This is a genomic window from Nostocoides sp. (assembly GCF_037045025.1).
Classification (GTDB): Bacteria; Actinomycetota; Actinomycetes; order Actinomycetales; family Dermatophilaceae; genus Nostocoides_A.
In genome coordinates, this window is the sequence record NZ_JBAOHM010000015.1 from 277,232 (window position 1) to 301,107 (window position 23,876).

The following is a 23,876-nucleotide window of genomic DNA, read 5'->3' on the forward strand; positions in this document are numbered from 1 at the left end:
GCGTTCCGGCATATCGTTGACCTGGGCCTCAGCCGAACGCCGAGGAGTCGGTCTCGGCGAATCTCTCGGCAATTTGCTCTAGTTGCGCGGCAAGATCCGAGAGGGTGGAGATGGTCACGTCGGCGGATCGGCCGAAGTCCTCGACCCGCTGCGCGAAGGCAGCGGACGAGCGCTCGGTGACAAAGCCGCTGGCCACCAGGTTCGACACCCGGCTCTTGAGCGCCGACAACTCGCTCCTGATCTGTTCTTCGTCTCGCCGCAGGGCGGCTGCCTCGTTGCGCATCGACTCGTAGTCGATGCTGATTATCGCCATTGTTTGCTTCCCTTCCGATCGGTCGGGCACAGACCCGGAGTCATTCGAACCATTCCTCGCTCTCGAGCAGCAGCGGTATCAGGGCATGCGCCAGGACTGCCGCTTCGAGGTCCTGGCTGGCGCCGACCGCAACCACATCGATTTGGCCAAACCCGGACTCGCGCCGCACAACGAACCGGGAGACGGCCAGCGGAACGGCGCGACTGAAGATGCCGTTTCCGGTCGGACTCGAATCCCGCACGTGAAAGACCTCGAGACCAATCGTGCGGCCGTCGCCTGCGGTTACCTCCCGGACTGATCCGGGACCGAAACCGTCGGCCCCGAGAAGCACACGATGGGTAGCCGCCATGTCCTCGGGGGCCCCTTCGGCAGTGAGGACGATCAGGTCATAGGCCACCCCCAGTCCGGCCAAATCGGAGAGGAATACTACTCTCCGACTGGTCTCCTCCCCGGCCGGAAGCATGGCCAAGCGCTCCAGGGTCGCGGCCGCCCTCTCGGCAACGACTCCGCTGCAGCCCAACTCCGTCGCCGCCTGTGCAGCAGCCGTGCGCGCCCACTCCGCTACAAGACCCGCGGGGGCCCAAAGAGGTGCCAGATACCACGCCGGGTGCTCCATCGACCATGTCGGTCTGCGCGTTATCGGGTCAATGTGCATCACGGCATCCAGGCATACGAAGAGAGCAGGGAGTCGAACGAGTCCTGCAGGTGCGCGGCGATGTCGTCCGAGCCGGGAATGTTGGGGATCGTCGCAACGCACAGCGCCTCAATCCATGACGCCGGCTGATCGGCAAGCCCAATCCAGTAGCGGAAGATCTCGCGGAGATAAGCGGCGGCCCCATCCGTCGGGGGATCAATCGTCGACGTTCGAACCCTCGCGTCCGCGTCGAGATCGCTCCTCCCCGCGGGAAGGTCCCCGTCTGGAATCGGTGCCGTCCGGCGGGTGCGCAACCCCACCGCCACGGGTAGCGTCAGCATGCGCGCAGACCGGTCCTGGTCAGCGAGCGCCAACAAGGCGGGCAACGGCTCCACTCCGGCGCCCCAGACAAGCGGGCCGATAGCGATGACGGGCCGGCAAGCCGAGGCAGACACCCAGGCCGCGGGGGCGTAGACGACGGCCTTGCCCTGGATGGACAACTCGCGCAGGTGATCAAGCGTCAGTTGCAGCCTCGAACTCCCTTGGCCCGATGTGGGCCCGAGAAGGCATTGCTCGCTCAGCGCGCGGATCAGCGCGGGATCGGGCGCCGCAGCGTCTAATCCGACCCAACCAGCCGGGACGCTCAGCGTGAACGCGCTCATAGCGTCCCCACCGCCCGCACGATCATCGCGATCCGGTCGATCGCGAAGGCCGGCGCAGCCGTCCAGACGACATCGGCGGCTTGCTCGATGCCGGACTTCACGATCTCGGCCTCCAGGTGATCGGCGACCTGAGCGGGGATCAGGACATGGCGATGGTCCCCCGGTCGAATACGGCGGGCGACGCCGTCGAGCGCCTTGAATTGGTAGTCCATCCCCGTGTCCCAGAGCGCCCCGGGAAGTCGGCACAGTTTCGTCAGCCCGCTGCCCTCGCCCAGTTCCTCGCGAAGCCGCGTGGTCGGGCTACCGTGCTCCAGTTCGGCGCGGCGACGTCGGTAGCTTTCGGTGACGCCGCGGCGCTTGAGGCCGCGCACCATCCGAACGTGGCCATACGTGATGAGCAACTCCCATGCGGTCACGCCAGCGAACTTGAGCCAATTCCCCGACCGCTGAGCCGCGGCAAACTCCTCTCCGATCGACGTCGCAGCAGTCAGGCCCCACCCCACGGAGGCGACCGGGCTGACGGCATGCGTGAGCGGTGACACATGGGCAAGGACGGTTGCCCCGGTCGACATCCAGCCCAGACTGGTGATGTCGTCGACTACGTGGTGTTTCGTCCAGGTGGCGGCGGTCCCCAGGGCGGTTTGCGCCGCATGCGCGACCGAATCCGCGAGCCCGTTCTCCTCCATTGCCGTATCGATAGCGCGTGCCGCGGACCGCGCGTCCTCGTCTCGCTGAGCACAGGCAAGCCGCAACTCGCCCTGCAACTTGTTCAGATCTGCAGAGGACGCGAGCCCATCGTGGTCCAGGCCCGACCCCCAACCGCCGTCGGCCCCGGAGACACCTCCCAGGACGCGAGCCTCATCCAGCAATTCGATGGACCGCCTCTGGTGGTGGGATAGCTTCTCCCCGTATGCCCCAAGCGCGACGGCCGCCGCATCATGGCAGGCCCGCACGCGGGTCAACAAACCGATGAGGGTCGCCGCCTGCTCGTGCAGTTCGACGACGCGCATGCTCTGCGCGCCGCCATCGAGACCGTGCAACGCTCGTTGCGTGTCCGCGAGTGTGACGGCCAGACTTCGCAGAGCGGCTGCCACCTCGTGCACCTGAATTGCGTCCCCGGGCACCGGGTCTTCCGTCAGCCCGAGTGAGGCCCAGTCATGGGCAGACCGCGCGCTCACGACAGTTCCCCCGGACCGATGCCTGCCACGGGCTTGGTGAGCTGGTCGAGAACTCTCCCTGCGGCGAGGGCACGCTCGAGGCCGTTCCTGGACGGCGCATCCGGCGCCGCCTTAGGCGCGGCCGCACCAGGGCCGTCTGCGGCGCCGGAGCCGCTCCCCGAGTCGGCTGTCGGCTCGACGTGCTCTGAATGCCTGACTTGCCCTGCGCGCCTACGACGCTGCGCAAGAACGGCTTGCGTGCCCGCGCCGAGCGCTGCCAGGGGAAGGCCGAGCCGACCCAGCCTGTCGGCTTCCTCAGCCCACCGGCCGATCAACGACTCCGATGTGTGGCCGGCGCCTTGGCCGGGCCCCACTGAGGCAGCCGAATCGTGCCCCTCACCCGCGGGCGCCTCGGCCAGGGCAGTGTCCGTCCCCTTGAAATCGAGCCGGACGCGATCTAGACCGTCCGCCAACGAATCAAGGCCCATCATGAGCGACGCCCGGCTCGCCTGCCACGCGTCGGATAACCGATTCATCGCGCTGGCGAGATCGTGCTGCCCGAACGACTCGGCCGGGACATCATGGCGCGGCGACGTCCCTTCCAGCACCCCTCGCACGTCACGGACGCGCCGCACAGCGTCGACCAATTGGTCGAGGTCGACGCGGACGTTGGAGCCTTCGGCCATGAAGTGCTCTCCTTCTCGCAGCGAGGGGGTCACTGGGCTAGCCGACCAGGGGTAGTTGAAGTCGGACAGCCTTGCCGCCGGCGATCCAGAAGCCGCGCCCAGGGGGGAAGTCGGCGCGCTTGCACCGAGGCAGGGGGGTCCGCAGCAAGGTCTCGCCATCGGCCTGGTCGGGGGCGAGCAGGAGGCCCGCCCTGTCGGCCTTGCACTCGTTGGCCAACGGCGTGAACTTCGACCAACTGGAGATCTCTCCGTGAGCCAGCAGGAAGTGCCCGTTGCGCCGGCACATCGTGATGAGCTCAAGGAGCGGGGACTCGGCAACCGTGCCCGCGAACTCGGGCAAGTATTCGATGAACACGGCCATCGTCGGATGGTCGGGAGGCGCCGGTTCGCCCGCGAGCCCGCGCAGCACGTCGAGCAACTGCGTCAACCCATCGGCGCCGCTGTGGGAATGGCGCCAAATCGGCTGACCGACCAATGTCGAGCGACGCGCGGACAGATGCACCAGTGGCGCGTCCGGATAGCGACGGTGAATGGCCTCCGCCAACCACCTCACTGAGGCGGTTCGCCCCGACTCCGGCGGGCCCGCGAGCAGTTGCACACCGCGGACGAGGAAGCCCTGATACTCCAGGTCCAGGTCGCGCATTCCCGCGACTGGCAGCGAATTCACGTGGTCCGGAACGTCAGCGGCCGGGATGAGCGTCGGAAGGCTGCGGATGGGCTGGGGTCGAAGCGTGTGGTGTCGCTCCAGGGAGCGGGAGAGGCTCTCGATGAGCTTCGACTGAGCCGCGACGTTGTAGTCCGTCCCCAGAAGGGCCAGTTGCAACTCGTTGTGTCGATCGACCAGCATCCCCCTGCCCGGGCCACTTGCCGCCGTGAGGACGTCGCGCGGGACTCCCAGATGCAGGTAGGCATCCTCGCCGGATTGTCGCAGAACGACTTTTCGCTGGAACGCGGACATCACCGAAGGCGGCACCACCGCTGGCCGATCGGCCGACATGGCCAGATGCACGCCGACTGCGCGCCCTTCTGCGACCACGGCGGCGAATTGGTTATAGATGCCCGATTTGCCCGGAACCAGTTCGTATTCGCTGCGAAAGGTCGCGAATCCGTCCACAAGCAGGAGCAGGCGGGGTTCACTGTCGTCCTGGAGGATCTGGCGGTACTCGGTGAGGGTGCTCGCACGAACATCGGAGTAGCGGCGAGAGCGATCTTCGATCACGCCCTCCAGATGCCGCAGTAGTCGAGCGACCCGCTCCTCATCGACGCCGTCGATGACACTCCCTACGTGTGGCATGGGCGTCAACAGACTCAGGGCGCCGCCCGCGAAGTCGAGCGCGTAGACGTGAACCGGTCCCGAGCGCGGAGTAATGGCCGAAGCGATCGCGATGCTTCTCAAGGCGGTGGACTTGCCCGACCCGCTCGCCCCGACGACGAGGATGTTGCCGTCGGTATCGGGTCTGAAGTACTCCACCACCTGCGCTTGGTGGTCGGGATCATCCAGCACTCCGAGGACGATCTCGGTATCCCGGCGTTGGGGAAGTTTGAGCAGATCGTAGGATTCGGCGAGCGGGTCGAGCCAAGGTCGACGCGGGGGCGGGATCGCCCCCGAATTGGCCGCTGCGAGGATCGTGTTCACCACTCGGTCGATGTCCCTGGCGACGCTGTCACCCACCTTCTGCGGCTTCGGCGTTTTCCAATGCACACCGGTGCCGAAGTCGAGTTCGATGACTTCCACGGCAGGTGGGGGTGGCTGGGCCGGTGTTCGGGCGCTCGGGTACGACGATTGGAAGGCCTGTATGCGGCCGGGCCCGGTCTTGGCCGCGCCCCGCCGGGGGATCGTCGGATCGAAGTGCGCGGCAAGGCTGTTCCCGAGCACGTCGGTCGAGTCGTGCTCGTCGGCCATGCGCAGGGCGATGCGCAGGTTGGTGTTGGCTCGCAGGTTGTCCCGAATGACGCCAGCTGGCCTTTGGGTGGCGAGGATGAGGTGCAATCCCAAGGACCTCCCCCGCTGAGCGATGTCGACAACCCCGTCGACGAACTCCGGAACCTCTGTCACGAGAGCGGCGAACTCATCGATGACGATGATGAGGCTCGGCGGGCAGTCGGGATCTCCGGACCTCTCGAAATCGACCAGGTCCTTGTGTCCCCGCTGTTGGAGAAGATGTTCCCGATACCGCAGTTCGGCCCGCAGGCTGCGCAGGGCCCGGCGCACGAGGTACGGGGACAGATCGGTGACCAACCCGACGCAATGGGGGAGGTCGACGCAGCGCGCGAATGCCGCGCCGCCCTTGTAGTCAACGAAGAGGAAGCTCACCCGGTCCGGGCTGTAGGCGTGTGCGAGTCCGAGAACCCAGGCCTGGAGGAACTCGCTCTTGCCGGAGCCGGTGGTCCCCCCGACCAACGCGTGCGGACCCTGGGCGCGCAGGTCGAGAGTGAAGGGCTCGGATCCGGCGTGACCGACAATGGCTCGCAGGTCACCCGCGCGCTCGCGGGGGCGCAGCGGCATACCGTCGCGCGCAACCCAGGAGAGGTTCTCGCGCCAGCGAGTGAGGACCAGCTCCGAGTGGTCGACCGCCTCGGCACCCAGGACGGACACGACGGGCACGGATCGGGGTAGGTCGGTGTCGTCCACCGCGGGCGCGCCAACGTCCGCGACCGGTGCGAGAGCTCGCGCCAGTGACGCCGCCGATTCTGCGTCGACCGTCTCGATCCGCACCGGCTCGATGGTCGTGCCCTCGCGCACGTGGCCCACATGGGCGCCGGATCGATCCGTGACTTCGAGGAAGGTGCGACAGGCAGCGGGCAGATCGGATCGAATGGGCGTCACCCAAACGACGAACACGCCGGCGTCGGGACCGCGCTCTGCCAACCGCGTGAGCCGGCTTCTGTCCGCCAACGGATCATCGACGATAACCACGAGCGCCGGCAGTGGCGGCGCTGCGGGCTCCTTGTCGCTTGCCACCTGACCCCGAGGCGTGGGATGCGGGGTCTTGGCACGCTGATCGACGACCTCCTCGAGGCGTTCCATGAGGATGCGGGCAGATCCCGAATCCGCGGACAGGTGCATTGGCGTGGGCGACCGTGGCGACGTGACGTGCGGCAGCCATTCGAGCCAAGCCCACCTAGTCCGTCCCTCAGCCGACGTGAAGCAGCAGATGACCAGTTCGGTCGGTGAATGCAGACACACTGTCTGGGCGACAACCGCGCGCGCGGCGCCCTCCAGGGCGCTCGCTGCGCCACAGAGGCCGAGGCCCCCGCTCACTCGCAAGTCAGCCGTCACCGGGGCATCCGTCAGCACGGCCAGCCGGTGCGCCAGGTCCCGCGAGGGTTCCGCCAACTCCGGCAGGCCGTTGGTCACTCGCGTCACGGGCCTGGTCAGCGCCGGGAGGATTCCCACGCCCAACCGCACCTGCAGGAACTCGCGGTGCTCGGGCCGTCGAGACCAGAGCAACTCTCCACGGGAGTGAGCGTGGGCAAGACAATCGGCAACGGGAGGATGTAGTCGCTCGAGCGCCTCCCGGTCGGTCGCGTGGCTCGCCGAGAGTTCGTCCTCGATCGACCGGAGTTCAGCCGTGAAGGCCGCGACCGCGGCGCGGTGTCGAGCGGCCGACTGGTTGCGCTGGGCGAGGTAGTTGCCAAGCATGAGCATGGGCGACATCGCGACGAAGACCAGGCTCAGGCCCCGGTGACTTGACAGCGCAAAGAGGGCGGCGCCCATGGCCAGGGGGGCGATCATCGCGACCCAGGGGAAGGGCGGCGGGTCTGGCGCCGCAGGCACGTTCGGCAGTTCGACGTCGCGCGACGACGGATGCGCCAACACGCGAGGCGAGCGGACGAAGGGGATATCGGTGGACGTGAGTTGGCCTTCTGCTGACGATTCCGAACGCGAGATCGTCAACTCCGTGTCACCCAGGCGGACCGGCTCTCCCGAGCCCACGGTCGTGCGTGCCACTCTGACCCCGCCGACGATCACGCCATTTGCCGAGTTGGCATCGACGACATCGATGGTGTCACCGACGTTGACCCGCGCATGGAGCTTGCTGACCAGGGGGTCGGTCAAGCGCACCCGCGCGGTCGCGGACCGGCCGATGTCCGACGCGCCATATGGCAGTTGAACTTCCACGCCGACGTCCGGGCCGGCGACCACGCGCAGGACCGCTGCGGTGGCAGAAGGGGCACCATCTGACTGCGCTGAGTCGACGATCTCGATGATCGAACCGGAGCGGATTCCGGACTCGAGGAGCGAGGCGCTCGGACTGACCGCCGTGGCGCCGTGAGCGCTCCTGTCCCGGACGCGCAGCGTCGGGTGCGCGCCTACCGTCCCCTCGGCTCCCAGCGGATCAGCGCAGGCGAGCACGGTTGCCACATCGCCCACGGTCGCCATCGCATCGGCCGTGACTTGAATATTCACAGCCGGGCCGGAAGCGCCGCGGCGCAAGGTAACGCGCAGCTTCATTTCGGGCTACCTCCCACCTGCCGCACGCACACACTCCTCAACTGCCGCCCGGCGGGCAGCTCCTCCACCCTCCCTATCTCAGTGCCCGGGCCAACCATCCGGGAGTCCCACAAACGAGGGACTACCACTGCCAGTTGGACTGAAGGAGCAGGTCGGGCCTTGGTAGACCTGGCACGACGGGTAGCTCCCTGAACCGGGTCCCGCTTCGTCCGCGTCTCCGGCGTCGGGCTCTGGTAGACCTGGCACGACGGTTGGCTCCCAAGGTGAGGTCAAGGTGAGGCGGTCCTACTGGAACCCGGACGTCTCGGCAGCGCGTATCAGGCTATCTATGCCGCCGACCGCCGCCTGGCGATAAGCCTCCGCGGCAATGTCGTAAGCCACCGCTTCTTTGCCGTAGTTGCCGAGCACTTCCGCACCGCTGACACCTTGTGAAACCATCGGCACGACTTTGAGTACTCCACGCAATGCGCTGTCTGCGGGCGTGCCCGTGCCGGTCATGAAGTCGAATGCACCCACCTTTTCGGTTTCGATGACCATTTGGTTTAGGCGTCCACCAAACTCGCTCGTGTGCATGTCCATGATCGCCGCACCCGTGACTACGGAACTGGTGGTGGAGGAGTGAGCGCTTTCGTACAGGCTAGCGAGGTAACTATCGGCCCGGGCGTCGTATAGGCGCACGATATCACTCACATTGCCGCCCGCTACCGCCTCAACCCCCAGGCCACGAAGAGTCGCCTTCCCCCAGTCAATGGTGCCACTTGCGAACCCAACGACGCCGCTCGAAATGCCCTCGGCCCCAGAAACGCCGCGGATACTCTCCATATATCCGGGTGGAGCCTTCGCCAGACCTGCCGCAGCCACTACCGCCTCTATTCCTGCTTTAGAGCCCTCGGAATAGTTATCCACAGCGATCTTGGCAAAGCTCGAAACATCTGACCGATTCACGTGGGCCAAGGTAAGGAGATAACAGTACTTCTGAAATGCGGCGACCTCAGCAGCGCTTGCGGACGGGTTAGCCTTCAGCTCAGCTCCCCACTCGGCCGCCCTTGCGTAGGCTTCCGGATAATGGTCTTTGATATTTGGGTTTGCGATCACCTTCAAGCGCGCTTTTATGTCGCGAAGTTGCGCGTCTGTTGCCGGCTCATCGCGCGTGTATGCCCGGTGGCGTTGCCCCCCATCGGTCGTCCCGCCGGTCGAGGCACCGTGATAATCGCCACTGACGCGCCGCTGGTCGGTTGCCTGGGCCTCCAGTTTGCGGCCGAGCTTTTCTAACTCCTGCGCCAGGCGACGAAGCTGCTGCGCCGATGCCCGCCAATCGGCGAGGAACGTGCTGGCGTCCCGTCCCTTCCAGGCCGCCTGTGATTCGCTGACAATGCGCCCGACCGTGTTCTTGATCGCGGTGACCTGGCTCGCTGATGTGCGCAGACTGCGTGCGGCCGCCTCGACGGCATCGACGTCCATTCCGAGGCGCGCCATGACATCCAGCTTTCTTCTTAACGAGCGTGAGCGGATGGGGTCGCATCGGGCCGCGCGCTTTCGGCGCGGCCCGACGTCCCTTATCGGCCGGAGACCTCGCGCTGGGCGCGGGCGTTCTCCCTGGCCTTCTTGCTGAGTTCCTCGATGGCCTGGGACATCTTCTGCAACGCGGGGCGGTAGTTGCTCTGCCATTCGTCGTGGAACTGGCGCGAGTCCTGGCCTTCCCACGCCTGCACGGCCTGCTGCACTGCCTGCCCGATCTGGTTCATCGCCGTAGTGAGTTGCGTGGATTGCTGGTGGAGAGTGCCGGCGACCCGCTCGACCTCGTCGACATCCATTCCGAGACGTGCCATGATCTTGCCTTTCGTTGTTTGTTTGTTTCGATGGGATAAGTCAATCCGAGTTCGTCAAGGCTGTCGATGGGAGGGACAACCCGTCAGTCGACGAGGGGTAGCTGGACCTTGACCGCCTTGCCCGCCTTGACCCAAAAGCCCCGTCCGGGAGGGAAGTCGGCTCGCTTGACGCGTGGCAGCGGGGTCTTCAGGATCGAGTCGCCGTCCATCTGATCCGGTTGGAGCATGAACCCGACCTTCGAGCTCTTCAACTCCCCGACCAGCCCCCACGACCCGCCCCAGACCCCGACATCGCCATCCGCGATCAGCAGGTGGCCGTTCTGGCGGGCCCGCGCGGCGAGTTCCGTCAGGTCGGCATCCACGCTGGTGTCTGCAAACTCCGGCGCGTTCTCGATGATCAACGCTAATTCGCAGGTGGCGGGGTCGGCCTGGCTGTCGAAGACCGATCGGATGCGTTCGAGCACACTGGCAGTCTCTTCGACGCCTTGCGCCGTGTCTGCCCAACATTTGAGGGACACGAGGGGACTGCGCCGTGGGCTGACGAGAACCAGGTGGATGGCCGGGAAGCGGCGGCGCAGTGAATGGGCGAACCACGACAGCGCGGCGGTGCGGCCCGACTGCGGCGGCCCGGCCACCACGAAGGGGGCGGTCACATCAAAACCGATCGGTGCGAGGTCGGTGTCGCTGAGACCCAGGGCCGGCAGCCCCGCCACGTTCGCGGGCATCGTCGATGCCGGAATGTGCCCTGGCAGGGACATGATCTCGGCGGGACGCGAGCGGTGGTGTCGGGCAACGGAAGCGGCCATCTCGCGCATCAGCCGCACCTGCTCGGCCATGTTGCCGCTCTGGCCAACGATGGCGAGTTGCAGCTCTTGCGGCTTGTCAACCTGCATGGCCCGGCCGGGAGGACTGTTGGCACTGAGCACATCCTTGGGAAGGCCGTAGATCGTGTACCCGTCCTCATCAGCCTGGCGCAGGATCACCTTCCGTTGGAACGCCGTGCTGATCGCGTTGGGAACGGCTGCGGGCCGGTCCGCGGACATGGCCACGTGCACGCCCACCGCGCGCCCCTCGGCCAGGATCCGCTGGAACAACATGTAGGGCGACCCGGCCGTCAAATAGCCCTCGTACGCGTTACGGAAGGCGGCAAACCCATCAAGAAGAAGCAACAACCGCGGTTCGCTCGGCCGGTCAGCATTGGCGCGATACTCGACAATGTCCGAAGCGTCGACCGTGCGATACCGCGCCGCCCGTTCGTCGATTGACTCGACCAGCATGCGCATGAGCCGGGCCACCCGCTCCTCGTCGTCGCCACTGACGATCGAGCCGACGTGGGGCATGATCTCCAGGCTCTTCAATGCCCCTCCGGCGGCATCGATACCGTAGACGTGCACGAAGCCACCGCGGGGGGTGACCGCGCTCGCGAGGGCCAGCGTGCGCAGCGCTGTGGTCTTGCCCGAGCCTCCAGCGCCGAGATAGAGGATGTGCCCATCGGCATCGGGCAGGAAGTACTCGTGCAGCTGCCGTTGACTGTCGGGATCATCCAGAATCCCCAAGACAATGGCCGCATCGTGCCGCTGCGGCATCCGTTCGATGTTGTAGGTCGGAGCGAGGGACTCCAGCCACGGCTTGCGCGGATCCGGTATGCCGCCCTCCCGGCAGGCGCGCACGACTGCGTTCACGACGCGATCGATGTCCTGCGGCAAGTCCGCGGAAACCTCGGCTCGCTGGCGCATCTTCCAGGGTTTGCTCCCGCCGAAGTCCAGCTCGACGATCTCGATCGGAGGCGTCGGCGGGACGAGCGGAGTTCTCGATCCCGGGAATGCCGACTGGAACTGGGTGATTCGCCCGGGACCGGTTTTTGCCGCGCCACGGCCCGGGATCGACGGATCGAAGTGTGCCGCAAGGGGAGTGCCGAGAACATCCGAGGAGTCCTCCTCGTCCGCCATCCGCAGGGCCACCCGGAGGTTGGTGTTGGCCCGCAGGTTGTCCTTGATGACACCCGAAGGTCGTTGCGTCGCCAAGACGAGGTGCAATCCCAGCGAACGTCCCCGTTGCGCAACGTCCACCACACCGTCAACGAACTCGGGTATCTCCCCCACCAGGGCGGCGAATTCGTCGACGATGATGATCAAGCTTGGCGGGCACTCGGGGTCCCCGCTCTTCTCCAACTCGACCAGGTCCTTGGCGCCCTTGCGGTTGAGTAGGTGCTCGCGGTAGCGGATCTCGGCGCCCAGACTGCGCAAGGCGCGCCGGACAAGGTAGGGCGAGAGGTCCGTCACGAGGCCGACACAATGCGGCAGCTCGATGCACTTGGCAAACGCGGCGCCCCCCTTGTAGTCGACGAACAGGAAACTGACCCGGTCGGGGCTGTTGGCGTGCGCCATACCGAGAATCCACGCCTGGAGGAACTCGCTCTTGCCGGCCCCGGTCGTGCCCCCGACGAGGGCGTGCGGTCCCTGGGTGCGCAAGTCCAAAGTCAGCGGTTCGAGGCCGGCGTGCCCGACGACCGCGCGCAGGTCCGCCGGCCGGTCGCGCCGACGCGGCGGGTCGCCCGAGCGATCGGAGATCGAATGATTCTCCCGCCAGCGCCCAAGCACCTGGGCGGGGTCGTCAACGGAGTCCGCGCCGAGCAGGGTGACGACGGGAACCGAGCGGGGCAGGTCAGATTCGTCCTCCGTCGGCCGGCCGCCGTCAACGATGGGAGCCAACCCTCGGGCAACTCGCGTGGCGGTTGCCAGGTCGACCGCCTCACACCGGACAGGCGTTAGTTCGCGTTCGGTGCGAACCAGTCCGACGACCCCAGCCTTGCCCGGCGCGATCTGCAAGAACGCGCGACACACCCCGGGAAGGTTGGCCAGCGCGTCGGCGACCCACAGCACGAAGACGCCGACATCGCTGCCTTGCTCGGCGAGGCGCACCAGCCGGGACGCGTCAAGCTGAGGATCGTCGATAATCACGAGGACGCTGGGAACGATTGGAGCAGAATCAGATTCGTCCTGGCTCCGCTGCAGCGGACCCCGGATCACGCTGCCTTGGCCTTCTGTGCCCCGCGTTGCGACCAACCCCTCCAGGTCGTCCAAAAGCACACGTGCGCCCGCCGAATCGGCGGCCAGATGCTGGCGCAGCGGCGAATGGGGAGAGGAGGTGTGCGGTAGCCAGTCGAGCCAGGACCAGGTTTCCCGGCCAGCGGCGGACGTCAGACAGGAAACCACGACCTCCGCCGGCGAGTGCAGAACCGCCAGCTGGAGAACCAACCCCCGCAGGACCCCCGCAATCTCCGCGCGAAGTCCACAGGCGCCCACGGCGCCCACCTGCCGGAAATCAACGGCCACGGGAGCCTCCGGGAGTCGCCGAGCCACGGACGCGACGGCGGCATACTCCTCCACGGCCGAGCTGGGGGGTTGACGGGACAGATCGATCTCCACGGCGGGCATGATCTCCCCGGTGCCGAGTCGGACGCCGAGGAACTCCGGATGCTCCGGTCGACGCGACCACAAGGGATTGACGATCTCGGTCGCCGCGGCGAGGCATTCGCCCACGGTGGGGAAGAGCTTTTCGAGCTGGTTGCGCTCCCGGGCATGGCCCCCCTCGATCGTCTCTCGCAGCCGAATCAGGCCAGCCCGGTATTCGGCTTCGGCGACCTTGGTCCGACGGCGATTCTCCAGGCGTTGGTCGACATAGCTGCCCACCATGAGCAGCGGGCTGAGCGCGACGAACAGGATGCTCATCAGTGACTTCGTTGCCAGATAGAGAACCAAGCCCATGATCAGCGGTGCGATCATGGCGAGATAGGGAAAGCGCTGGTTCTCGGGTGGACTTGGCGGGTCGGGAGGAGCCAGTTTGCGCAGCTCCGGACGGTGGAGAACCAGAGGGGGCCGCAGATAGCCAAAGTCCGTGCTCTGGAGGTCACCGGAAGCCGAGAGGCGAAGCTGCACAACGGCTATCTCGTCGGCGCCGAGCAGGGCGCGATCCCCGGGCGCGAGTACGGCACGTGAAACGCGGACGCCGCCGACGAGGAGTCCGTTCGCGGAGTTGGCATCCACGATCTCGATCCGGTCGGTGACGTTCACCCTTGCGTGCCTCTTGGAGACGCTGGGATCTCGCAGCTGCACGTCGTTGTCCGCCCCACGGCCGATGGTTGACGAGCCGGACGACAGCGCGACGTCAAGCCCGGTGTCGGGCCCGGCGACGACCTTGAGCATGGCTGTCTTGGGGCCGCGATCGCGGCCGAAGTCGTGCTCGGGATGGGCGAGTTCGACGGTTGCGCCCGACCGCAGACCCGTGTCGAGCACGAGGGAATGGGGCGGCAACGTCAAGGCACGTCGACCGGCCAGGTCGAACACGCGCAACGTCAGCTGTCGTTGCGTGGCTCCGGCGTCGGTGCGCGCGTCCGGGCCCGAGGCGAGCGCGGCAGCGACGTCGGCGACGGTCGCCGTCGCATCGGCGGTGACCTGGACTGTCGTTTCTGGATTGGCGGAACCCGGTTGACGCAGAACGACTTTGAGTCTCACCGACGGCTACCGGTGGCGGGGCCCTCGTCGGATTCGTCACGCAACCGCATCGCGTTCGAGCGGGCTTCGCGGTCGAGCATCGTCAAGTCGCTGGCGGTGACGAGCAGGGTGGAGACGGCATACTCCACCAGACTCAGTCGGCGATTGGTGGCGCTCGCGCCCACTTCGCCGCGCAGCCCGGTCACGCCCGCCTGGATCAGCTTGTCGCAGACATTGTCGAGCTTGCGGTTGAACCGCGTTTGGGTCCAGCCGAGCCGGCGGGCCGCGGCGACGGCAGTCGGGACCTCGGCCGCGCCCGTGCCCACGCGCCGGAGCAACGGTTCCGCCAGAGCAAGAACCGCCAGCAGTTGGGACTCGGTGAACGCCGTGGGCGCGATGGTCGTGTCGCCAGCGGCGGGCAAGCGGTGCGGTTGCGGGTCATAGTCGTGCGCCGTCGTCGTCAGGATCAGCTCGTATGCCGTGGAGCCGGCCGTGAAGGTGAGTAGCGACTCGGGAAACACCAGGGGACTGCGGGCGCCGGGCGCCAAGGTGGCGCGCATCAGTCCACTGCGATCGGTCAGATGTGTGGCCAGTCGCGAACCGACATTGGCCACCCACCACAGACCGTCCTGGAAGTCGATGGTGACAAAGACGCGGTGGAGGTAGGGGTTGTCGTCGATCGCGAGATCGCCGTCGCGGCCGATCGTGAAGGTCTCGCCGGGCTTGATGGTGAACAACTCCCCCGCGAAGTCGAGCGTCAGATCAGTCTCGGTTGTCATAGGCACGCCCTTTCCGGTTCCGAGGATGTGCCGTCTGAGCGACCCACCATCACGCTGACACAGTCCTCGCCTGCATGATTGCTGGTTACCCGCCGGGATGTAGTGTGCCGAATCGGTCCCGCGTCGGGATCGTCCGGGCGGTAGAACGTGTAGAGGTACTCCTCGCCCTGGTTCAGCGCCGGACCAGTCCAGCTCGCTTCGACCAGTTTGCCTTTCGCACGGATTTCCAAGCCGCTCACGGGAGACGCACGTTGAGCCGCGAGCGGGTCTGCTGGGGTAGCCGAGGTGGTCGAGTGGGAGGAGCTTGGGCTGGCGAATCCGAGACTCGCCCGCAATGGCGTCACGGTGATCGCCACGACGAGCAGTCCGAGTGCCGCCGCGATCATGGCAATGGCCAGTCCGCTGCGGCGGGACCCAGGTGCACCGGCGTCCGCCGGGGGGACCTGAGAACCGGCACCGTGGTCGGCTCCGCCGACGTGTGGCTGGGCCTGTCGGATGACCGTCTGTGCGACGTCCTCGGTGGGGAAGCCGCGGGCGATGAACTCCTGCTCCGGCGCGGGACGTCGCCCGGCATGCGTGCCCCCCAACTGCGGGCTGGTGTCGCTTTGCTCTCCGGCAAACCCGGGCCGAGTTCTTTCAGGGCCAGGCACACCGGCGCCACGTTGCGTCGGTGGCGATTCGGGATCCGGATCGATGGATACGAAGCCGACGACCCGCGTGCCCGAGCGTTGCTTCGGTTCCGGGTCGACGCGTCCGTCTGGGCCAACGACTTCGATTGCTTCGAGAATCGTTTGGGGCAGGTGCAACTCGGCCTCGACGGCTTGCAAGGCGCGCGCGAACGCCTCGGCGCTCGCATAGCGTTCGTCCGCCTTCTTGGCCAAGGCCGTGTGCAACGCGCGTTCGAGCGACTCGGGAACGTCGTGGCGCCCAATGCGCGGTGGCGGCTCGGTGCGAACCCGTTTGCTCAGCGACAGGGTGTCGTTGGGGCCGCCCAGCCGCTCGAACGGAGACCGGCCGGCCAACAGCGTCCAGAGCGTCGCGGCGAGGGCGTAAACATCGGCGGACGGGGTCAGTGGTGTGCCGCTGGTCAGTTGTTCCGGGGGTGCCCAGGGAACCGAGACGCCCTCCGAATGTGCCGAGTGGTCGTCCAGCGCGGACGCGATCCCGAAGTCGGTCAAGGCGGGGCGGTTGTATGCCGTGATAAGGATGTTCGCGGGCTTGATGTCCCGGTGAAGGATGTGCAGGCGGTGCGCGGACTCGACCGCGCCGGCGATTTGGATGCCGGTCTGCAGGGTCTTGGCGACAGAGTACGGCTCGCGCTGCTCGCGGATGCGGACCGCAAGGTTGGGTGGTGGGCAGTACTCCATGATCAGGTAGGCGCTGCCGGACGGAGTGCGGCCGACGCCGTAGATGCTGACGACGTTGGGGTGCTCGGAAAGCTTGCCCATCGTGCGGGCTTCTGCCTCGAACGCACGCTGGTTGTCGCTCCCGAGACTGTTGTGCAGCACTTTGACCGCGACGAACCGACCGAATTGCTCGTACTTGTAGACGTCCGCGAATCCGCCCTCCCCGAGGAACTCGACATACCGGCAGCCGTCGAGTTCTGGGGGAGTGGTCTTCTTGCTCACGGGAGGAACTCGAAGGTGATCTTCACGTCGTCGCCGAAGTCCAGGACGTCCCCGGCATACAGCGGAGTCGGCGAGTCCGGAATGCGTTTGGGTGGGGCGTCCCCGCGGCGCAGGAAGGTGCCATTGGTCGAGTTGAGGTCCACCGCCAGCAGGGACCAGCCGTCCACCCGGAGCTCGAGATGTGATCCGGAAATGTGGGCAAAGGGGAGCGACAACAGCCGAGGGATCTGGCTGCCCTGGAAACGCGAGGCACGGGGATTCCTGCCGACGATCACCGGGCCGGTCAGGTCCACCGACTCCCCCATCGAGGTGTGGAGACGGCCGATCATGGGCTGGGGGATGCGTGCGACTCCCCCGTCGACGGCCCGCCCGCAGATCCGGCATTGAGCGCTCTGAGGCGGGTTGGGATGGTGCTCATGACACATGCTCGCCAACACCCCGCCATCGCCCTCGCGCGGTTTCGGGGGAGACACGCGGCCGAGTTCGTCTCGCGCGACCGTCTCGCCATCGTGGTCACCCGCGGGCATCGCGTCCACGACCGGTGGCCGGACCGGTGCCGGCGGTGACGGATAGTGCCTGGGCACCGCGTCGATGAACACGTCCGAGCGGGCAGGCGGCGCAGACAACTCTCGGGGTTCTGGCGGCGCGGCGGAACCTGCTTCGGTATCCGGGGCAGTGTGTGGCTGGCTCAACGTGTCTTCGGCGGGGCGAGGGGGCGGGGCGACCTCATCGTCTGCCTGCACCCGAACCGCCGCCTCTTCGACAGAGTGCGCGACAGTCTGGCCCCACAGGGCGTCGAATCGACCCCCGGTGGCTCCGCTGTCCGCAGCGCCCGGGTCTACCGCCGACGCGACCGGGGTTGGTGCGGGGTTGGGCGTGGGTGGCTCGATCCCGCCGGCTTCGGCGTCTCCTGCGTCCGGTTGCGTCACAGCGCGTTGCGTCGCCATGGGCCGCGGCTCCGCGGCCTGCGGCGGGCGGTCGACCGTGTCCGGATTCGGCGCTGGGGTGGGCGAGGAGGCTCGGTGGGGGTCGAATGAGGCAACCGATCGTCGCCATACCAGCATACGCGCCGGGACGACACCGCCAACGAGGATCAGTCCTGCGGAGGGGCTGGTGCCAAGACGGCTCACGCTCACCTCCTGTCCGCCCGCGATCAGCCGCTCGGTCCAGGTCGTGACGCCCGCGCCCTCGACGCGGGTTTGTTTGGAGTCGTCGGCGACGACGGCGCAGAAATCCCCGCGAACGGCGAGGTGCATGTGCTGTTCGGTGGCCAGGCCGATCGCGAACCCGGGCAGGCCGAGCAGACCCGACCCGCATGCCTGGCTCAGTCCTTCGAGGAAGCCGGGCAGGTCTGCCCCACCTTCGAGAAGCAGCCACATTCGTTCCACGACATCGGGGCTCACGGAGCCCTCAAGCAGCGCCGCTCCGCCGCTCCAGACCAGACCATGGTCGGAGCCGGGGACCCAGACGGCGCGCGGCATCAGGTGTTGCCCCCCTGCCCGCGCCGGGCCGGCCTCGTTCTCGCGTCGAGATCGACGGGTGGCAACTGGTCAAGGTCAATCTCGCGCGTGGGATCTGTTGCAAGAGGGGCGCCTGCGACGGCCACGGCGTCGACGACGACGACCGTGACGTTGTCGCGGCCGCCCGCACTGATGGCGGCCGCCACGAGGTCGGCGGTTGCCTGCTGTGCGTTGGACACGCTCAGCAGGGTCGCCGCGATGAGCTGGTCGGTGACCTCACCGGTGAGCCCGTCGCTGCAGACGAGCATCCGATCGCCTTCCTCGATGCGCAGCAGCCACTGGTCTGGGTCGGGCCGGCTCGGCATACCTCCACCGAGGGCGCGGGTGATCACATTGCGCCGTTCGTGTTCCTTGGCCGAACGGGGGCTCAACTCCCCTGCCTCGACGAGTTCCTGAACGTGGGAATGGTCGATGCTCAGCTGCTCGAAGTCGCCGTCTTGTCCGAGGCGATAGACCCGCGAGTCGCCGATGTTGAACACCAGCCAGCAGGCGAAGCCGTCTTGCTCGGTCACTCCCACACCAGCGAGGGTTGAGCCCGGTGCGCGGCCGTCGCCGGCGAGGCCGTGGACGGCATCGTCGGCCGCATCGATGGCTGCGCGGACGTCGTCGACGCTGATCCACGGCCGACCGACGAGGTGCCGGAATGCCTCCACCACGCACGCCGACGCCGTCCGGCCATCCTCGTGCCCGCCCATCCCGTCGGCGACGAGGAAGAGCGGTGCCTCGGCGAGGTAGGCATCCTCGTTCTGCGGCCGCGTCCCCCGGTCGGTGCAGACTCCTGCGGCCAGCGTGACGGCCGGGCGGGGGTCGGCAGAATCGGGTCGAAGGGACGACACAGAGGCAACCTAGCTGCCGGCGCCATTCGGCAACAGAGTTTGGCCCTCGTTGTCCCCTGAAGAGAGGACACAGCCGGGGGGAAAAGACTCCACTGGACGTGGGTCGACGGTGTAGGTCGGATCGGTCGGCATTGGCGTGTATGTCGGGTCGAACGCCCGCGGCGTGCTCTCTCCCTGGGATAGGTAGAGGCACGGCGGACCGGATTGCGGTGACGTGTCGCCGACAGGCGCGGTCGATCCCACGGAACTGGTCGCGGGAGTGACCGGATTGGAGTGGGTTGCCACGATCGGCGCCGAGCCGCTGAGGGCGCGGACTCCGAGGAAGACCCCGATCGCCACCAGCACGGCTGCCGCCGCCACGAGCCCGTATGCCGCGCGCCCCCGCGCACGTGGCTCTCGCGTTGGGCCCTCGCGTTCGCTCGCCAACACCGGCGACTCTGCGCTGACCCTCGCATTCGCCACGGGAACGGTACGATCGAGGTCGTCGTCGGCGTCCGTGATCCGGACGATCGTCGCCATCGCCTCGGGATCCGCAACTGCCCTTCCCGGAGTGGCCCTGCGACTCGCCAGCACCACGGTCGTGTCGTCCCCGCCGACTGCCGCCGACTGGCCGGTCCAGGCAGGCAGTTGAGCGGCGACCGCTGCCACCCCGTGTCGTTCGATCGCCTGGGCGAGATCACCCAGGACCTCTGGTGCCCAGTCGTCGGCGGCGAACGAGTTGCCGTAGCCGTCGGTCGCGAGCAGGACGAGATCGCCGGGCGCGGCCCCGCGCAGGACACCGAGCCGGAAGTCGTTGGTAGCGTCCGGACCGCACAGGCTGGTCGTGGCGTTTCCGACCAGCCGGTCGTCCCCGGGGACCGGGCTGCGGCACGCGCCGCCCGATGCCACGATGATGTCGCCATCACCGATTTGAGCGGCCCAGAGCCCGTCCCGACCGAGCGCCGCGACGAGCAGCGTCGCGCCATACAACTGCAGCGGCTGAGCCAGCGTCTCCGCCGTGGCCCGGGTCCGCTCGAGCTCGTCCAGTGGGTTGGCGCTCAGGTGAGCCAGCACGGCCTCCCGCCAGGCCTCGACCAGGGATCCGGGGAAGTCGTGTAAGGCACTCCATCCCGTCCCGCCCTCGGACAGCAACCGGGTGACGACCTGAGTTGCCTGCTCGGTTGCCATGCGTGACCCGGCGTCGCTGCGCACATACCCGCGACCGCCGTGCCCGTCCGCGACAGCGATCACGATCGTCCCGTCCGGGAGGGCCGCGATCGCGTGGGCGTCCTGGTTCGGCAGGCCGTTGGACACGTGGCTGGCTCCCCGGGCGGTCGCCGAGATCACCTCCCACGAGGGTGCCGGATGACTGGTCACCAGAGCACGTCCGAGAGATCGTCAGCTGCCGCCGCCGGAGGTGGCGGGGCGATCGGTTCGGCGCGGCCGGCCACTTGGCTCGCCGCCCGAGAGGCGTGCACTGACGCCCACCGGATGGCATCAACCAACTGCTCGGGGTTACTCGCGGAGGCGGGGATGACATCCGGCCCACCGTCCATAAACCGGACGAGCACATCGAAGTCGGCATCGCGTCCGATCCCCACCGCCACCCGGACGGCGCGTTTGCCCCACGGCAGCGCCTCGAGAGCTGCCAGCGAGGGCTCGAAGTCGTCGGTCGGCATACCGTCGGAGACGAGGATGACCGCGGGCGGCATCGCGCGGGCCTCCATGGGCGGCACCGTCAACGCATCGGACAGCAGCCGCAGCGCGGCCCCGAGGTCGGTATAGCCGCCGCACTCGAGATCGGCCCACTCCAGATCCTCCACCTCCCGCGGACGGGAGACATGCCAGCGCGCGCCCGACGAGAACGCAATGCAACGCAACAGAAGTTGTGCGTGCGGGTTGGCCGCAGCGACGTCGGCGAGGTGCGGGAGGGTCTCGCGGATGGCGGTGTTGAGGGCGATCATCTTGCCGTCCGCGGCCATCGACCCCGAGCAATCGGCGAGGATGATGAAATGCAGGGGACGCCGGGACAGCGCGCTGCCGGGCCGCTTCGGGACCTTGTTGTCGCTCATCGAGGGCCGCCCTTAATCTGGTCGAGAAGGTTTCCGTCGGGAAAGGCAGTGCGGTGGTTCGACACGGTGAGGTGCTCACCCTTCCTCGCCTGGGCAGTTCCTGGCGGATCAACGAATTGCTCGGCCAGGGCGGGCAGGGCTCGGTCTATCTGATCCGCGCCGTCGACGGGTCGCAACGGCAGCTGGCCCTGAAGTGGTATGCGCCGTCGAAGGCCATGCAGGCCCAGCGTGAGGCGATCGGTGCCCTCGTGCAGCGGGGCAGCCCCAGCCCGGCCTTCCTGTGGCCGATCGACATCGTCGACCAGGACGACAGCTTCGGCTATGCGATGGCGCTGCGCCCGCCCGGCTTCGTGGGCCTCGGTGACCTGATGCGCGGACGGGTCGAGGTCGGGGTGTCGATTGCCTTGCGCATCTGCGTCGGCCTGAGCGATGCCTTCCTCCAACTGCACAGCCTTGGGCTGTGCTACCGAGATATCAGCCTGGGCAACATCATGTTTGATCCCAACGACGGTCGAGTCATCATCTGCGACAACGACAATGTCGGCCTCGACGGGAGCGAAGGAGTGGTCCTCGGAACCCGCCGATTCATGGCGCCGGAGATCGTGACGGGCCGGTCGTTGCCGAGCATCCAAACCGACCTGCACTCGCTGGCAGTGATGATCTTCTACGTCCTGATGGTCGGCCATCCCCTCCTCGGGAAGCGGGAACAGGCCTACTCGTGCCTCGATGAGGGGGCCGAGCGAGAACTCTTCGGACACAAAGCGCTTTTTGTCTTTGATCCGGCATCGTCGGACAATGCTCCGGACCCAGCCGAGCAGGCGACCATGCTCGCCAACTGGGAATTGCAGCCGGACGGCATCCGCGCGCTGTTCACCAAGGCGTTCACCTCGGGGTTGGTCCGGCCCGACCAGCGCGTGCGCGAGAGCGCCTGGCGCAAGGAACTGGCGACCGCGCTCGACCACGTGCTCGCCTGTCCGAGTTGCACGGCCGAGAACGTCCTTCGTAGCGGGCCGACCAACCGCTGCTGGTACTGCGGCGGCTCCATAGCCGCGGAATTGGCACTCGCCGTGGGCCGTTCGCGCGTCTTGGTCGGAGCCGGCGCCTGCGTCACCCAGCACCATCTGCGCCACGACTACGTGGTCAACAAGGCGGTCGGCGAATTCGTCAAACACCCCCAAAAGGACGTATGGGGCCTGCGCAACCTCAGCCCCAGCGCGTGGCATGCCACCATCCCCGGCCGCGCCCAGATCGAGGTCCCGCAAGAACGGGCGATCGCGATGGTCCCGGGCACGAGCATCGACTTCGGCGGCGCCACGGGACGGGTCGAGGAGCTGTCTCACTAGTCCTCGCCAGCCTCGGCGGCGCCCTCCACCAGGAAGCTTCGCCGGATCGTGACCCCGGTGACGTCAGGACCGAAACTGTCGTCATCCGCACCGTCGTTGGGCAGCGACGCGTGCACCGGCAGCCGCAATGCCTCCACCCACGTGCGAACCGCATGATCCGCCGCCTCGATCGACCAGGCCCGGCATGCAGCCAAATGCTTTGCCTGCCAAGCGATATCGGATGTCGTCAACGGAGCCAACTCGATCAGGCTCTGCGGGATGTTCTCGTCCAGGGCGCCGACCACCAGGTGGATGTCGCTGCGATAGTGCGCACCCTGCTCACCCAGCCGCCGGGTCAGAGCGGATCTGAGGTATGCCGGTTGCTTGGCCATGCTCGGCGGCGTCACCGCCACGACCTGCCGCAGCGCGCTGACGAAGGTGTCGTCGCTGGTCATCCGTAGAGCCTCTTCCCGCACGGGTAGTTCTTGTTGCAGTCCGCCTTAAGAGTCAGGCTCGCAAGGTCGTAGTACTTCCCATTGCGTAGCGAAACCTGGATGTGCACTGTGAAGGGGCCGTTCTGCTCGACCTGATAAGTGACATTGCCCTTCTGGATCCAGACCCGACCAACGGGCCCGTCCAGCCGCCTTGCGGCCACGATCGTCGTGCCCTTCCGGCCAAAGCTCTCGGGCCAGACGTACCAATAGCACGGCGAATAGGATCGTCCAGATCGAGCCTTCATCCGGCAATCGGGTCCATCGCTGACCTCGGGCGTGAACTCCATCGTGTAGTCCGACGCTTGGAAGTGCGCCGTGTCGAAGGTGACGCCGTTGGACACGGTCACCCTGTGGGTCCGAGTCTTCGTCACGGACCGAGTCTTCGTCGTGGTCGTCGACCGAGTGACGGTGACGGTGGGCGTGGTCACGGGATGGGGGGCTACCGAGTCAGCCTCGGCCGGGTGGGTGCTGGCATACACGATGCCTCCGCTCACCAACGCGGCCGCCGCCATCAGGCCTGCGGTCAGCACCACGGGAACGAGGCGCCGCGGCTGGCTTTGCCGCTGGTCAAGACGACCGGTCACGCCAGTCACGGACATCGCGCGAGTTGCCGGTGTTGGCCGCTGCTCCGGCTCGGGGCGAGTGGGTGTCGAAGTCGCCTCCGCGATCGGCTCGGTCGGTGGGATCACGGTGGCCAAGGCGCGCACGGTTGCGTGCGCCATTTCCGTAGTGATTCCCTGCGCTGAAATCCGATTGGCGAGGTCGGAGGCCACCGGGCTGGGAAGGCCCACCTCCGCGCGTTTCGCGAGCGAGGCCGGCACACCCGCTTCCGCTGCCAGCGCAATGGCGTCGATCTCGGCCCGATGAGTGCGCGCCGAGGCGCCCAGTACATCGCTCAGGGCCGCCCGCAGCCGCGTTGGCGATTCGAGGACGGCAGGGTCCAATTCGGCCACCACCTGCTCCAGGGCTGCGGAAATGGCCTCGCTGCCATGCGGATTCGTCGATGTCATGGCTCA

Annotated in this window: 18 protein-coding genes; 1 reads left to right on the forward strand and 17 read right to left on the reverse strand. The window is 67.2% G+C overall.

All coding sequences use genetic code 11. From position 1 onward, the window contains the following. Positions 1-28: 28 nt before the first annotated feature. The 15 genes from V9G19_RS20420 to V9G19_RS20490 form a co-directional block, all read right to left on the reverse strand. Positions 29-313, reverse strand: a complete 285-nt coding sequence (locus tag V9G19_RS20420) for a WXG100 family type VII secretion target (protein WP_462287245.1) — start codon at positions 311-313, stop codon at positions 29-31. Positions 314-353: 40 nt separating this feature from the next. After that, positions 354-710 carry a hypothetical protein gene (locus tag V9G19_RS20425; RefSeq protein WP_462287246.1) on the reverse strand — a complete coding sequence of 119 codons (357 nt, stop codon included), beginning with the start codon at positions 708-710 and terminating at the stop codon, positions 354-356. Positions 711-967: 257 nt separating this feature from the next. Further along, positions 968-1,609: a hypothetical protein gene (locus V9G19_RS20430; protein ID WP_462287247.1), complete on the reverse strand. Its 642-nt coding sequence runs from the start codon at positions 1,607-1,609 to the stop codon at positions 968-970. Then, positions 1,606-2,787, reverse strand: coding sequence for a hypothetical protein (locus tag V9G19_RS20435; RefSeq protein ID WP_462287248.1), 1,182 nt, complete (start codon positions 2,785-2,787; stop codon positions 1,606-1,608). The genes V9G19_RS20430 and V9G19_RS20435 overlap by 4 nt, the downstream gene beginning before the upstream one ends. Further along, positions 2,784-3,452 (reverse strand): hypothetical protein, encoded by a 669-nt coding sequence (locus V9G19_RS20440; RefSeq protein ID WP_462287249.1) that lies wholly within the window; start codon positions 3,450-3,452, stop codon positions 2,784-2,786. The genes V9G19_RS20435 and V9G19_RS20440 overlap by 4 nt, the downstream gene beginning before the upstream one ends. A gap of 37 nt (positions 3,453-3,489) precedes the next feature. Continuing rightward, positions 3,490-7,908 carry an FtsK/SpoIIIE domain-containing protein gene (locus V9G19_RS20445; RefSeq protein ID WP_462287250.1) on the reverse strand — a complete coding sequence of 1,473 codons (4,419 nt, stop codon included), beginning with the start codon at positions 7,906-7,908 and terminating at the stop codon, positions 3,490-3,492. 285 nt (positions 7,909-8,193) lie between these two features. Continuing rightward, the gene (locus V9G19_RS20450) at positions 8,194-9,384 is read right to left on the reverse strand and encodes a WXG100 family type VII secretion target (protein WP_462287251.1); all 1,191 of its coding nucleotides are present in this window, start codon (positions 9,382-9,384) and stop codon (positions 8,194-8,196) included. An 80-nt stretch (positions 9,385-9,464) separates the two neighbouring features. After that, positions 9,465-9,737 (reverse strand): WXG100 family type VII secretion target, encoded by a 273-nt coding sequence (locus V9G19_RS20455; RefSeq protein WP_462287252.1) that lies wholly within the window; start codon positions 9,735-9,737, stop codon positions 9,465-9,467. A gap of 83 nt (positions 9,738-9,820) precedes the next feature. Next, on the reverse strand, positions 9,821-14,251 hold the full coding sequence (locus tag V9G19_RS20460) for an FtsK/SpoIIIE domain-containing protein (protein ID WP_462287253.1): 4,431 nt from the start codon (positions 14,249-14,251) through the stop codon (positions 9,821-9,823). Then, positions 14,248-15,009 carry an FHA domain-containing protein gene (locus V9G19_RS20465; protein WP_462287254.1) on the reverse strand — a complete coding sequence of 254 codons (762 nt, stop codon included), beginning with the start codon at positions 15,007-15,009 and terminating at the stop codon, positions 14,248-14,250. Before V9G19_RS20465 ends, V9G19_RS20460 begins: the two co-directional genes overlap by 4 nt. Then, positions 15,006-16,637 carry a serine/threonine-protein kinase gene (locus V9G19_RS20470; protein WP_462287255.1) on the reverse strand — a complete coding sequence of 544 codons (1,632 nt, stop codon included), beginning with the start codon at positions 16,635-16,637 and terminating at the stop codon, positions 15,006-15,008. Before V9G19_RS20470 ends, V9G19_RS20465 begins: the two co-directional genes overlap by 4 nt. Further along, on the reverse strand, positions 16,634-18,118 hold the full coding sequence (locus V9G19_RS20475; RefSeq protein ID WP_462287256.1) for an FHA domain-containing protein: 1,485 nt from the start codon (positions 18,116-18,118) through the stop codon (positions 16,634-16,636). The genes V9G19_RS20470 and V9G19_RS20475 overlap by 4 nt, the downstream gene beginning before the upstream one ends. Continuing rightward, on the reverse strand, positions 18,118-18,993 hold the full coding sequence (locus tag V9G19_RS20480) for a PP2C family protein-serine/threonine phosphatase (RefSeq protein ID WP_462287257.1): 876 nt from the start codon (positions 18,991-18,993) through the stop codon (positions 18,118-18,120). The genes V9G19_RS20475 and V9G19_RS20480 overlap by 1 nt, the downstream gene beginning before the upstream one ends. 9 nt (positions 18,994-19,002) lie before the next feature. Continuing rightward, entirely contained in the window at positions 19,003-20,349 is a 1,347-nt protein-coding gene (locus V9G19_RS20485; RefSeq protein ID WP_462287258.1) for a PP2C family serine/threonine-protein phosphatase, read from the reverse strand. Beyond that, entirely contained in the window at positions 20,346-21,044 is a 699-nt protein-coding gene (locus tag V9G19_RS20490) for a vWA domain-containing protein (RefSeq protein ID WP_462287259.1), read from the reverse strand. Before V9G19_RS20490 ends, V9G19_RS20485 begins: the two co-directional genes overlap by 4 nt. A 53-nt stretch (positions 21,045-21,097) precedes the next feature. On the opposite strand from V9G19_RS20490, the gene V9G19_RS20495 reads away from it, so the two are divergent. Beyond that, complete coding sequence (locus tag V9G19_RS20495) at positions 21,098-22,387, forward strand: protein kinase domain-containing protein (protein ID WP_462287260.1); 1,290 nt, start codon at positions 21,098-21,100, stop codon at positions 22,385-22,387. Here V9G19_RS20495 and V9G19_RS20500 read toward each other — a convergent pair. Continuing rightward, a complete protein-coding gene (locus V9G19_RS20500; protein WP_462287261.1) occupies positions 22,384-22,821 on the reverse strand; it encodes a hypothetical protein in 438 nt (145 codons plus the stop codon). The two genes, V9G19_RS20495 and V9G19_RS20500, sit on opposite strands and share 4 nt — an antisense overlap. Further along, positions 22,818-23,870, reverse strand: a complete 1,053-nt coding sequence (locus V9G19_RS20505; RefSeq protein ID WP_462287262.1) for a hypothetical protein — start codon at positions 23,868-23,870, stop codon at positions 22,818-22,820. Before V9G19_RS20505 ends, V9G19_RS20500 begins: the two co-directional genes overlap by 4 nt. Positions 23,871-23,876: the final 6 nt, after the last annotated feature.

Bases quoted from the DNA above. Each gene is read 5' to 3' on its own strand.
- V9G19_RS20475 (WP_462287256.1), bottom strand. From the start codon at position 18,118: ATGCCGCGCGCCGTCTGGGTCCCCGGCTCCGACCATGGTCTGGTCTGG.
- V9G19_RS20440 (WP_462287249.1), bottom strand. From the start codon at position 3,452: ATGGCCGAAGGCTCCAACGTCCGCGTCGACCTCGACCAATTGGTCGAC.
- V9G19_RS20505 (WP_462287262.1), bottom strand. From the start codon at position 23,870: ATGACATCGACGAATCCGCATGGCAGCGAGGCCATTTCCGCAGCCCTG.
- V9G19_RS20430 (WP_462287247.1), bottom strand. From the start codon at position 1,609: ATGAGCGCGTTCACGCTGAGCGTCCCGGCTGGTTGGGTCGGATTAGAC.
- V9G19_RS20500 (WP_462287261.1), bottom strand. From the start codon at position 22,821: ATGACCAGCGACGACACCTTCGTCAGCGCGCTGCGGCAGGTCGTGGCG.
- V9G19_RS20490 (WP_462287259.1), bottom strand. From the start codon at position 21,044: ATGAGCGACAACAAGGTCCCGAAGCGGCCCGGCAGCGCGCTGTCCCGG.
- V9G19_RS20450 (WP_462287251.1), bottom strand. From the start codon at position 9,384: ATGGCGCGCCTCGGAATGGACGTCGATGCCGTCGAGGCGGCCGCACGC.
- V9G19_RS20455 (WP_462287252.1), bottom strand. From the start codon at position 9,737: ATGGCACGTCTCGGAATGGATGTCGACGAGGTCGAGCGGGTCGCCGGC.
- V9G19_RS20465 (WP_462287254.1), bottom strand. From the start codon at position 15,009: ATGACAACCGAGACTGATCTGACGCTCGACTTCGCGGGGGAGTTGTTC.
- V9G19_RS20445 (WP_462287250.1), bottom strand. From the start codon at position 7,908: ATGAAGCTGCGCGTTACCTTGCGCCGCGGCGCTTCCGGCCCGGCTGTG.
- V9G19_RS20420 (WP_462287245.1), bottom strand. From the start codon at position 313: ATGGCGATAATCAGCATCGACTACGAGTCGATGCGCAACGAGGCAGCC.